This is a genomic window from Bradyrhizobium jicamae (genome assembly GCF_001440395.1).
GTDB classification, from domain to species: Bacteria; Pseudomonadota; Alphaproteobacteria; order Rhizobiales; family Xanthobacteraceae; genus Bradyrhizobium; species Bradyrhizobium jicamae.
The window spans coordinates 1-11,714 of record NZ_LLXZ01000068.1 but is presented as its reverse complement, the minus strand read 5'-3'; the positions used below and the strand labels follow the sequence as shown (position 1 = coordinate 11,714).

Here is an 11,714-nt window from a genome sequence, read left to right as displayed (position 1 = left end):
TCGTCTTTCCATCGTTGTGCTGCCTTTCGCCAACCTCAGCGGTGATCCCGAGCAAGCCTACTTCGTCGATGGTGTAACCGAGAGCCTGACCACGGATTTGTCGCGCATCAGCGGCTCATTCGTCATCGGCCGACACACCGCATTTGCCTACAAAGGCAAGGCGATTGATCTCAAACAGATCGGCCGGGAGTTGAACGTCCGCTACGTGCTTGAGGGCTCCGTGCAGCGTGGTAGCAACCGGCTTCGAGTAAACGTACAGCTGATCGACGCCGAAACCGCCAATCATCTTTGGGCGGAGCGGTTCGACAAGCCTGTCGGCGATCTGTTCGACATGCAGGACGAAATCGTATCGCGGCTTGCCAGCACACTGAATACCCAACTCGTCGCGGCTGAGGCACGGCGATCGGAACGCTCGTTGCACCCAAGTGCTCTCGACCTGTATTTCCAGGGGATGGCTCGTTGGAACAAGCGTTGGACTCCAACACATATGACAGAAGCACGAAGCTTCTTCGAACGCGCCTTGGAGCTCGAACCCGATAACGTCGAGGCCCTGGTGGGCATCGCGGCGGTCGATGCAGCAAGCGCCACCCTTTTTGTCGCCGATGACGCTGAGGAGCGCCTTGCAGCGGCTGAAATGGCCTTGATCAAGGCACTATCTTTGGCTCCGCAGCACGCACTGGCTCACATGTTTCTGGGTATCGTCCAATTCACTTCGAACCGCGCGACTCAGGGGATTGCTGAATGCGAGCACGCGTTGGCTTTGAACCGCAACTTAGCCGAAGCGCATGGTTCTCTTGGTGGCGCCAAATTGTTTGTCGGTCGCGCTGCAGAAACCCAGGCCCATGTAGAAGAAGCGCTGCGCTTGTCGCCTCGCGACGAAGGTGTACATCGGTGGATGAGTTACGTTGGTGTAGCCAAACTGCAGCTCGGAGCCGATGCCGAAGCAGCTGAGTGGTTAGGTCGATGTTTGAAGGCCAACCCAAATTATCCATTTGCGCATTTCGAACTGGCCGCCACGCTCGCGCTTCTCGGAAGGCTGGACGAGGCGCGAGCTGCTGCGACCGCAGGACTTGCTCTTGATCCGACTTTCACTATCCGTCGCGTCAAAGCTCTTCCATATCGCGGTAATCAAACGTTCCGTGCCGGAAGCAGGCGCATCATAGAGGGAATGCGCTTGGCTGGGGTGCCGGAGGAGTAATGTCGGAGATGGGTCACAAGCCGACGTTGGGATTCCATCCGAGCTTGGTCCGATCCACCCCGGAAAGCATGTCGGCCAAGGGCCAATACCGGAAGTCAACGCATTGCTCGATTACAAATCAATGTGTCGGCCGTGGCATGTCGGATTCATCCCACAACAGGGAAACCGCGGCGTCATCCGGAATGCCGGGCATCGTCCTGGCCCAAGCCTCCCAGCTCTGACGCATTTCGACCAGGCGCTGCGGGTACCGTTTGGCGAGATTAGCTCGCTCGCGGCCATCGGCGACCACATCGAAAAGATATTCATGCCCGTCAACGCGCAGATATTTCCACCGCCCGGATACGGTTGAAGCTTGCAGGCGATGCTTCACCCGCCAATGCAGATCGCGGGCCGGATTCCATCCGGTGTCGGCAAACAGCGGCAGCAGGCTCATCCCGTCCGGCGGATAATCGGGATCAGGTTGCACACCGGCGATCTCAAGCATCGTGGGCATCCAATCCATCGTCAGCGTGGGCAGCGCTGAATTCGAGCCCGCCGCAATGCCGCGCGGCCACCAAGCGATTTGCGGAATTCTAATTCCGCCTTCGAGCGCATCCATCTTTCCGCCGATAAACGGCCAATTGTTCGAGAACCGTTCGCCGCCATTGTCGCTGACAAACACAACCAGCGTATTGTCGTATTGCGCCTCCGGAATCGCCGCAACGATTTGACCGATCCCTTCATCCATGTGTGAAATCATTCTGAGATAGGTTTCGACCGAGCCGCCGTCGAGATGCGCGATGTCAGCGCCAATGCGCTGTGACTCTTCGGCATCGTCCCGCGTTTCCCAGGGCCAATGCGGCGCGGTGTAATGAACGCTGAGAAAGAACGGCCGGTCGCGCTTGCGCTGCACATACTCGACCGCCCGCCGCGTGATCAGGTCGGTCAGATAGCCTTGCTCGGCACTTTCCCGGTCACCCTCCCAGAGGTCCCGCACGCCACTGAAACCGACATGGGAAAAATAGTCGACGCCGCCACCCATCGGTCCAAAGAACTCCTCGTATCCGCTCAGCAACGGGCCGAAAGCGGGTGCACTGCCGAGGTGCCACTTGCCCATCAACGCCGTTGAATACCCTCCCTTGCGCAGAAGCGACGGAAGCGTCGGATGTTCGGGTGGAAGGCCAAGCGTCGTGCTGCGTCGTCCTCCAAGTGGCTCCTCGGCCGCCCCACGTAAGCGGTACTGCCATCGCCCGGTAATCATGGCAAAGCGCGCGGGCGAGCAAACCGGCGAGTTCGAATAGCCTCGCGTGAATCGCAATCCCTCGCTGGCCAAGCGGTCAAGATTCGGCGAAACACTACTCCCACCGTAGCAACCGAGGTCGGCGGAGCCCAAGTCATCGGCAACGATGAATATGATGTTCGGGCGGTCGGTATTCCGATGCTGGGGCATGGAAGTCGATCTCCATCCAATTGACAGTATGCCAGACCGGAATGCGCGGGTCGACGGGGCCCGCAATTAAATGCGTCGCCGATGTCCGGGTTGGGTCACAAGCGGCGGCGGAGGCGAGCATGACCGGCGTCCTGTCTGCCTCTATCAGCTGACATGACAACGGCTTAAGCGCTGTTCTGCTTGGGGCCAATTGCTGACTCATGGGGCGCAGCAAAAGGGGGATCTATCCGATCACCTCGTCGACGCGCGCAAGTCCGGTTCATTCGGGCAACCCCACTTTGCGGAGCCCCTCAATCAACAGCTTCGAGTTTGATTGGCCGCCCCGAGCGATCCACGCGGATATTGTAAAGGCGGGATCGACTTCAAGCAGACGTGCCGCCGCCTCGCGGGCCTCAGCATCACGTCCGACATGGGCGTAAGCGGACGCGAGACAGCGATAAGCTACCGAAAAGGAGGGGTTCTGACGCAGGGCTTTCTTCCCTGCGACGATGGCTTCGTCAAACCGACCAAGCTCAATAAAGGCCAATCCCATCCCACCAAACGGCAAATATAGCTGCGGGTTTACCGGGCTCCTGCGAATGGCGCGTTCAAAGCTCCTGACCGCTTCCGCCGGCAGCCCTGCAGCTATATAGACCCAGCCTCTGCTGCCCCATGCTCGATGTGAGTTTGGATTGAGCGAGACCGCCCGGTCAGCCAATTCGACACTACTTTCACAATCGCCGACCATGCATGCCGAGATAAAGGCAGCCCATGCTAACGTGTCTGCATCACTATCGTCGAGGCTCAATGCCAAGCGAAGCAGTCGAACTGCTTCGTTGCGGTCGAATTGAGGATTAGCAGCATAGCCCAAAAGGACGTTTCGCGTGTGACCGACACCTGCCAAAGCCGCGACCAAGCCGAACCGAGGGTCCAGCTCCAAAGCGCGATGAGCCAGCCTGATCGCCTCGGCCACCCCTTCACGGGTCGTCAGGTAATATTGTTGCAGGGCTCGGAGATAGAAATCATATGCGGTGAGGTTCTCCGGTCGCCGCCGCGTCGCCAGAGCAATCTCTGTTTGAAGCAATTTCGGCTGAATGGCTGAGACAACAGCGGCCGTTACTTCGTCTTGGAGAGCGAAAACGTCCGTCAGATCACGCTCGAACCTGTCTGCCCAGATGTGCGCGCCTGTCACCGTGTCTATCAACTGCCCAGCGATTCGAACTTTCCCCACAGCCTTGCGCACAGATCCCTCAAGGACATAGCGGACACCAAGCCTGCGTCCGACCTCCTTGATATCGACGGCTTGGCCCTTGAAAGTAAAACTCGAATTTCGCGCGATGACAAACAACGATTTGAACCGCGAGAGCACCGTGGTGATCTCCTCGACCATTCCGTCCGCAAAATACTCCTGCTTGGGATCGTCGCTCATGTTCAGGAACGGCAATACGGCGATCGATGGCTTGTCGGGGAGCGCAAGTGCGGGTCTTGACGGCTCCACGTGGCTGTCCGCTGCTGCCGCAGTATCGGAAGGCCTATCCCCTTCGTGCACCGCGCCGACGAAGCGAACCCCCTTTCGTGGCATCGTTCTGATCAGGCGTTGTTTTTCGCCGGTGTCGCCGATGGCGCTCCTAGCCGCGTTCAGACGGGTGGTCAGCGCCGCGTCAGATACGATACGCCCATTCCAGATCGCGCTCACGAGATCGTCCTTGCTGACGACGCGCTCCCTGTTGCGGATCAGGTAGTCAAGCAGATCAAAAACCTGTGGCGTCGTGGGGACCACATCGGGGCCGCGTTGTAGCTCGCGCCGGTCGGTGTCAAGAGCGTAATCCTCGAAGAGATAACGCAAGCTGCCAATCCTCAGGCGGTCACCAATCATAGAGACAGTAGCATGGCTTTAGAGCGCAAAGAATAAGCCGCCGGTAAGGAAAATGTAAGCCGAATGTCAAGCGTGCCCTTCGATGCCTTGGCAATCCTTGGCTAGGTAGAAACAACACCCAGGGGAGATGCCGCGATGAGCACGACCTATGGTGACGGGTTAGGACAGACCGCCGCGTCGACCCGGCGTGCATCCAGCTTTTTCAAGAAGTATTGGGGTGCGTTTCAGGAACGACGCAAACGCCAGAGATTAATAGCCAATTTGTGCGACCTAAGTGACAGGGAGCTAATGGACATCGGGACCACGCGTAGCGAGATCGACTACGTCGTCTCGCATCGAGGTGGCAACCCGCGAGACATCCGATCCGCCGAATGAATGTCGATATCTGGCAACGGTTGCTGGTCGGAATTGGACACTACCAGACGCCTCGTGGCGCAGGTGCCGACTTCCGATATGGGTCAACAGGTGACTTCGCCGCCTATCCGCGCTTGGTCGGCTCTCCCCCTGAAAGCCGACATGCGCGGCGAAAATGGGTATATCGGCTTCGGGCCAGGACCGGACATGTTGACTGCTTACTTCGTTACAGTGGGTTGCGGGGCCTGCCAGCTTCTGGCCGCCGGCGTTCCTGTCTATACCGAGTACAACTATTTGGATTTTGGAACCGAGCCCACTTTCTTCACGCCCACCGGCGCGCTGCCGGGACAGCCTCCATTCGACGAGGACATCAGGCAAAAGATTCAAGTTGTCAAAGTTGGCACGAACTACAAATTCGACTGGGGCGGGCCGCTCGCCGAAAGATATTGATCGTATCACGGCCTCGACTTAAGGGAGCGGATGTCCGCTTCTGCATCTTTATGAGTTCACGGCCTAAATTTGCTCATTCCTTCGCCCGTGGCCTTTACCGGACGAGCACGAGCAGACGACTCCGTGGCCATGACCGGATGCATCCCGTCCAACTCGGCCAAGCGGCGGTCAATCTCACTGATCACGCGCTTCGAGAATGGCCCGAGGTGCAGGTACAGCGCCATCAGCATCACAATGTAACGTAGTGCGCCTGGATTGGTCTTAGCGACCTCGACGAAGGTCTTCCAGAACGGCTCGCGAACCTCCGGTAGGGTCCGCATGACCTTGTGTACACTGTCGATGCCGCCAAGCCTCTTGCGCATGTCGCCATCTGGCAGGTCGCGGCGGCGGTCGGAGCGGTCGAGCATGACGCCAAGCCGTGACAGTCGTCCCGCGTATGCCGTCGGGCAGAAAACGTGCTCGAGCACTGCCTTGTAATCCACAAGGATGTCACGAAGCGGACGCTTGGTGTCGAAATTGCATCCAAGCGTGCATTGGTCGCCCGCCTGCTCGACCTTCATGAGGTCATGGCCGTTGTGTAGGCGGCCTTCCTTGGCTAGCCGCCGCGTCAGCTGTGTACCAGGCAGCGCATAGAGTAGTCCAACCATGCAGACTGGAATGTTTGTCTCCTCGATGAAGTCGATCATCGCCTGTCCCATCGAAACTTTCTCGGTATCGAACCCGACGATGAAGCCGGCGGTGATGAACATGCCGTAGCCGTAAATCTTATGGACGCACTCCGCGATGTTGCGCCTGGTGTTCTGCTTCTTCTTCATCTGCATGAGCGCCTCTGGATCCGGGCTCTCGATGCCGACGAAAATCGCGAAGAAGTTTGCGTCCTTCATCGCCTGCAACAGACCGTCGTCGTCCGCGATATTGATCGAGGCTTCGGTCGAGAACTCGAACGGATAGCCGCGCTCTTCCAGCCAGGCTTTGAGCCGCGGCAGTAGCGTGCGAAGGTTTTTCTTGTTGCCGATGAAATTGTCGTCTACGAAATCGACATGCCCGCGATAACCGTGATCGTAGAGCGCTTGCAGCTCGGCGAGAATCTGATCGTTGGTCTTGGTGCGCGGCACGCGACCATATAGCTCGATAATATCGCAGAACTCACAGGTGAATGGGCATCCACGCGAATATTGCACGCCGATGAAGAGATAGTGATCGAACTTAATCAGATCGTAGCGGGGCATCGGGCTTAGCGTGACGTCGATCTTGAATTTCTCGGCGATGAACGCGCCCTTGCGCTCGCCTCTTTCCCAGGCGGCGATGAAGTGCTGGATGACTTGCTCGGCCTCGCCGATCACCTGGAAGTCCGCGTCCGCGTAAAGATGCGGGCTGGAGGACACGTCAGGTCCACCGACGCATACTGGCTTGCCGTGCAGGTGGGCGAGATCGATCAGGTAGATGAAATCAGGCTGCTGGTTGAGCATGCCGCCGATCATCACGAGATCGGCCCAGTCGAGGTCCGCGTCCGTCAAAGGTTCGGTGTTACGGTTGACGAGACGGATATCCCAATGCTTCGGCAGCATGGCGGCGACAGTGATCAGGCCGAGTGGCGCGGCCGGATACTTCGCGCCGACCAGTTCGCAGGCTTCCGTATAGTTCCAGAACGAGTTCGGAATGAACTTCGGATAGACCATTAGGACACGGCAAAGAATCGTCATGTGACTCCCCGTGGATTGGGGGGCAGGGTGTCACGCAGTTTGTCGGGACTCAAGGGTCGATTCGAGCAAACAAGGCGAGGCCGACTGTCACAAACTGGACGGGCGACCTAGGTTGCGGATCGCAGACTTTATCAACATCGGTCATCTCCGGACCTCGGCATGCAGATACATCACGTCCGCTCCGACCCGATAAGCGCTGCTGCGTTAATCAGCTACTTCCGAAGAGTTCCATTGCCGGAAGTGATCGGCCGATCTGTTCGATCACCTCGACGCGTGTCAGCAAGGTCGGTGGAATGCCGGGTCGGCGCCCTTCAGCCGGCGGTCTGCGCACGCGCCCAGGCTGCCCGCTCGAAGTCGATCATAAAATCGCGCGTGATCGGCACCGCATCACGTTTGGTCGACAGCAGAATTTGAAACACCATGTGAGAGCCATGCAGGAATTCGAGTTCGACGGCGGCGAGATAGAATTCCCACATCCTGCAGAAGCGCTCGTCGTAGATCGCAGCAGCGCGGGCCCTATTTTTGGCGAAGCGCTCGCGCCATTGCTTCACTGTGTAGCGATAATGTAGCCGCAGCACTTCCACGTCGCTGCACCAAAGACCGCAGCGCTCCGTGGCAGCGAAGGTCTCGGATAGCGCCGGCACATAGGCGCCAGGAAAGATGTATTTGCGGATGAAGGGGCCGGTGGTGCCGGGCTGCGACATCCGGCCGATGCAATGGATGAAGGCATAGCCGTCAGCCGTTAGGAGTTCGCGGATCTTGAGGAAATACTCGTCAAAATGTCCGATGCCGACATGCTCCATCATGCCGACCGAAACCACCCGGTCAAACTGGCCGGTGAGCTGGCGATAGTCCAACTCGCAAAACGTCACGCGATCGGAAACGCCGGCGGCCTCGGCATGAACCCGTGCTGCCTTGATCTGCTCGGGCGAAACATTGACTGCGGTGACATGGGCGCCGGTTTCGCGCGCCAGATGAATGGCGAAGCCGCCCCAACCGGAGCCGATCTCCGCGACGGTCATGCCGGGCTTTAATTGCAGCTTGCTGGTGGCATGGATCAGCTTGTTGCGCTGCGCCTGTTCCAGCGTTTCATGCTCGGGGTCTCGAAAATAAGCGCAGGAATATTGCATCTGATCGTCCAGGAACAGGCGGTAAAGTTCGGTCGAGATGTCGTAGTGGTGGCGGGCATGGGCGGCGGCAAGCCCGATCGGATTGGCTTGGTGCCAGCGGCGCAGGCCGCGCCACACTCGTCGCATCAGCTTCTGTGAGCCATACGAATAAAGCCCAGCGCGATTGACCGAGAACAGCAGCAGAAAATCATGGATCGCGGCGCCGTCCTCCAGCGTCAGCCGGCCGTCCATATAGGCTTCGCCGGCATATAGCTCCGGATTGATGAACAGCATGGTGTAGAGCTTGCGATCGTGGAGGTGGATGGCGACGTCGGGCCCGGGCAGGAACCCACCAAAAACATGGACCTTCCCCTCGGCGTCGCGAACTCGCAGAGTGCCCTGGCGGATGAAGCGTCGAAGCAAATTGGACAACAAACGCACGTGGGGCTCCTCCGTGCTCGCCGCTCGTAGAACCGCTCGTCCAGTACCAGCAGTCCTAACCTTTCTTTGCCATCCTTTTGAGCCTGGCAACTTGTCGGAAGAAGTCTTTCATCGGCTGAGCAGGGCTTCCAAGCATTGTGGCGCCGGGAGCTATATCCGAAATGACGCCCGCTTGCGCTCCGATCTCCGCACTTTGACCGATCCGAAGATGCCCGGCTATGCCCGCCTGCCCGCCGACGCGGACAAAATCTTCAAGCACAGTTGAACCCGAAATGCCGACCTGGGCGACGATCACGCAACATCGGCCGAGGATCACGTTGTGGCCGATCTGCACTAAATTATCGAGACGGGAGCCAGCGCCAATCACCGTGTCTCGCGATGATCCTCGATCGATTGTCGTATTGGCACCAACCTCAACGTCGTCTTCTAGAATTGCCCGGCCAAGCTGGGGGACCGATAGAAATCCATCTCGGGTGCAAGCGAACCCAAACCCTTCTTGCCCTATTCGCGCGCCGGGATAGACGTAGACTCGCGCTCCCAAAATCGCGTAGCTCAAGCTCACATGTGCACCAATGCGACAGTCTCGCCCCACGATCACGCCGCTTCCGACATGCGCGTAAGGACCGATCCGACAGCCAGGTCCTATCTCTGCTCCGGCCTCGATAACAGACAGCGGTCCGACCTCCGCCGACGAATCGACGAGAGCTTCCTCCGCGACGATTGCAGACGGGTGAATACCGGGAAACACCGGTGGCAGGGGATAGAACAAGGCAGCGACACGCGCCCAAGCCGCGTATGGTTCTGTCGTGACGATCGCCACCGACCTAACAGGCACTCGCGCTTCCATATCAGGATGCACAATCACAGCACCGGCCAATGTCTGGTCCAGTGCTGATGCATAACGTCTGTTGTCCAGAAAGCTCACCTCGTTGGGGCCAGCCGTTTGGAGGGGGGCCACGCCTTCGACGAGCAGATCCCGCCCGTTAGCAATCCCGCGTGCCACTCCCACAACAGCCGCAAGAGGATGCGGCCCACTTCGGCGAAAGAACCTTGCGTTTCCCATGGTTGCTTCGGCCATTTCCCTACTCTTCAAGCTTTGGGAATTTTGGGCTGGTTACGTGTCACTTGGATTGTCAGTCTTGATTGCCCAGCGCCGATGTTGCGAGCGATTAGCCGAAGCCAGCAAGATCCATCAACCTGATCATTCTCTCCTCCCCTTTGACCAACCAATCACTCCGGTCTCGACGACACAGTGAAGGTCCGGCTCTCGCGATTGAGCGAATCCGCCACAGATTCTCGGCGTTTATCGCTCGGAGCTTTGAGATAGATCAAAGGCCGATCAGGCAAGCTTGCCGTGCGTCCTTGGCTGCCTAGGTCTCCAACCTACCGACTATCAGGTGCGGATGCGCCACAGCCGTCCTTTTCAAGATGCACTCGGGGCCGATCCGGCTTCGCCACCCGGCAACGACGGGCCGGACTCCAGTTCGATCAGCCCGAACTTCAATGCGGCTTTGTCTGACGACTCCCTTGCCTCGCCTTGCGGTCGCCCTTGAATAGGCGCCGTAAGCGCTCGATGTGAAACGGTCGAGGGCGCGCAGTGTCGAGTCCCCTTCAGGCTAATCGTTTCCTCCATCAAGCAGATGCGCAATGGCTTGCCGCAACACAGGTTCGACCGGGCCTGGCGCATAGCCCAGCTCGCGTTGCGCTTTTTCGATCGAGAAGGCGCCTGCGCGCAATGCGATACGAACGCCTTCGGCGGTACCCGACGGAGGCCGGCGCGTCACGTGATCGGCGATGAACTCCAGCGTCGCCGTGACCATTTCGGCGACCTTGCCGTTCACTTGTATGCACCGGACGCGACGGCCGCTGATCTCAGCCATCAGTTCGAGAACCTGTCTTAACGGAATGCTTTCGCCGCCGAGAACATAGCGATGTCCAGCTTGTCCGCGCTCCATGGCAAGGATCAGCCCTTCGGCGACGTCGCGCACATCGACGAGGTTCACGACAAAATCAAGATGCAACTGAAGACGGCGGCCGAGAAAATACTGGAGCATCGCCGTCGGCGGCGTGACATTGTGATCGTAAGGCCCGATGGGCATGGTGGGACAGCCGATCACGATAGGATATCCGGATGCGGCGGCCTGCATGGCGAACCGGTCGGCGAGCATTTTCGAGCGGGTGTATGGGCCCGGCATGTCGTCCGCCAGCAACGCATTGTCAGCGACAGGAACCATCGACGGGGAGGCACGGAACAGAATGGATTCCGTCGAGCAGTGCAGGAAGCGCTTGATGCCGCGCTTGCGCGCCGTCTCAATCACGATCTCGGTGCCACCGCAGTTGACCCTTTGAAAATCGGCTTTCCGCGGCAACCACATCCCCGGCAAGCCAGCCAGGTGATAGACCTCGTCGACCCCATCTATCGCGCGATCCACCAGTTCCCGATCCAGCACCGATCCGCTGATATATTCAACCTGCGGCAACGCGCGAGGGGGCGGCTGGAGGTCGAGCACCCTCACCTGCCGACCTCGCGCGATCAGCGCCGAGACGAGGTGCATGCCGATGAATCCACTGCCACCTGTGACCAGTATGCGCGTCATGCTACGCGTACACCCCAAGCTGAACTATTTTAGATTAAGATGCAGCACCAACGGCGTAAGCGATGGTTCATGTTCTAGCATGCCCGCCACAAACTCTCGGCATTCGTCACCCGATACCTTGAGGTAGATCAAGGGCGAGCAGACCACGTAATTCGATGTTGGAATGTCCGCCTTGGGACTCACCGGCCAATTGCGGCAAGTTTCGGCGCAAAGTGTAAGAAGCTCGCCGCGAACGGACGCGTGCCGGCTCGCCGATTGGCAAGGAAGGACGCGCAAAGCAGGACGCGAAATAGCGCAGGGGCGGCGGCTAGTACTCCTCTTCCGCTAGGACCGATCGGCTTGGGTCGATGCTGCTCGATCTCAACCCCACAACATTCTTGCCGAACGCACCTTCGCGCGGCCGCGGCCTGCCATTTGAATCCCAGATCACCCAACGATCGGCGATCTCGTTCGCTGAGATGGGCACGAACTGCCAAAGCTCAGCGAGTGCCATGACGACCAGCTCGGATGATTCGTTTGGCGGAGCCACGTACCCTGTCCGCATCAGCATAGAAGTGATCGAAGACAAATAGCCAGGG

General features: G+C 58.8%; 9 protein-coding genes and 1 pseudogene. 3 read left to right on the top strand and 7 right to left on the bottom strand.

The window, feature by feature from the left end; genetic code table 11:
* A partial coding sequence (locus tag CQ12_RS11145; protein WP_057835359.1) for a tetratricopeptide repeat protein occupies positions 1 to 1,198 on the top strand: 1,198 nt, incomplete at its 5' end.
* Positions 1,199 to 1,316: 118 nt separating this feature from the next.
* Here CQ12_RS11145 and CQ12_RS11140 read toward each other — a convergent pair.
* Both CQ12_RS11140 and CQ12_RS11135 read right to left on the bottom strand, forming a co-directional pair.
* On the bottom strand, positions 1,317 to 2,627 hold the full coding sequence (locus CQ12_RS11140) for a sulfatase family protein (RefSeq protein WP_057835358.1): 1,311 nt from the start codon (positions 2,625 to 2,627) through the stop codon (positions 1,317 to 1,319).
* A 259-nt stretch (positions 2,628 to 2,886) separates the two neighbouring features.
* Positions 2,887 to 4,452, bottom strand: a complete 1,566-nt coding sequence (locus CQ12_RS11135) for a winged helix-turn-helix domain-containing tetratricopeptide repeat protein (protein WP_063799721.1) — start codon at positions 4,450 to 4,452, stop codon at positions 2,887 to 2,889.
* 165 nt (positions 4,453 to 4,617) lie between these two features.
* Between CQ12_RS11135 and CQ12_RS47215 the strand changes: the two genes are divergently transcribed.
* Together CQ12_RS47215 and CQ12_RS11125 are read left to right on the top strand one after the other, a co-directional pair.
* Entirely contained in the window at positions 4,618 to 4,857 is a 240-nt protein-coding gene (locus CQ12_RS47215; protein WP_057835356.1) for a DUF1127 domain-containing protein, read from the top strand.
* 54 nt (positions 4,858 to 4,911) lie between these two features.
* Positions 4,912 to 5,286 carry a hypothetical protein gene (locus CQ12_RS11125; protein WP_157088131.1) on the top strand — a complete coding sequence of 125 codons (375 nt, stop codon included), beginning with the start codon at positions 4,912 to 4,914 and terminating at the stop codon, positions 5,284 to 5,286.
* Between the two features lie 56 nt (positions 5,287 to 5,342).
* Here CQ12_RS11125 and CQ12_RS11120 read toward each other — a convergent pair whose 3' ends face one another.
* From CQ12_RS11120 to CQ12_RS45655, 5 genes and pseudogenes are all read right to left on the bottom strand, one after another.
* Entirely contained in the window at positions 5,343 to 6,989 is a 1,647-nt protein-coding gene (locus tag CQ12_RS11120) for a B12-binding domain-containing radical SAM protein (RefSeq protein ID WP_057835354.1), read from the bottom strand.
* Positions 6,990 to 7,300: 311 nt separating this feature from the next.
* Positions 7,301 to 8,539 (bottom strand): SAM-dependent methyltransferase, encoded by a 1,239-nt coding sequence (locus CQ12_RS11115; RefSeq protein ID WP_057835353.1) that lies wholly within the window; start codon positions 8,537 to 8,539, stop codon positions 7,301 to 7,303.
* A gap of 55 nt (positions 8,540 to 8,594) precedes the next feature.
* A complete protein-coding gene (gene lpxD, locus CQ12_RS11110) occupies positions 8,595 to 9,617 on the bottom strand; it encodes a UDP-3-O-(3-hydroxymyristoyl)glucosamine N-acyltransferase (protein WP_057835352.1) in 1,023 nt (340 codons plus the stop codon).
* A 538-nt stretch (positions 9,618 to 10,155) separates the two neighbouring features.
* A complete protein-coding gene (locus CQ12_RS11105) occupies positions 10,156 to 11,136 on the bottom strand; it encodes an NAD-dependent epimerase/dehydratase family protein (protein ID WP_057835351.1) in 981 nt (326 codons plus the stop codon).
* A 307-nt stretch (positions 11,137 to 11,443) separates the two neighbouring features.
* Positions 11,444 to 11,714, bottom strand: a pseudogene (locus CQ12_RS45655) (hypothetical protein); the annotation flags it as partial.

Bases quoted from the DNA above. Each gene is read 5' to 3' on its own strand.
- CQ12_RS11140 (WP_057835358.1), bottom strand. From the start codon at position 2,627: ATGCCCCAGCATCGGAATACCGACCGCCCGAACATCATATTCATCGTT.
- CQ12_RS47215 (WP_057835356.1), top strand. From the start codon at position 4,618: ATGAGCACGACCTATGGTGACGGGTTAGGACAGACCGCCGCGTCGACC.
- CQ12_RS11120 (WP_057835354.1), bottom strand. From the start codon at position 6,989: ATGACGATTCTTTGCCGTGTCCTAATGGTCTATCCGAAGTTCATTCCG.
- lpxD (WP_057835352.1), bottom strand. From the start codon at position 9,617: ATGGCCGAAGCAACCATGGGAAACGCAAGGTTCTTTCGCCGAAGTGGG.
- CQ12_RS11105 (WP_057835351.1), bottom strand. From the start codon at position 11,136: ATGACGCGCATACTGGTCACAGGTGGCAGTGGATTCATCGGCATGCAC.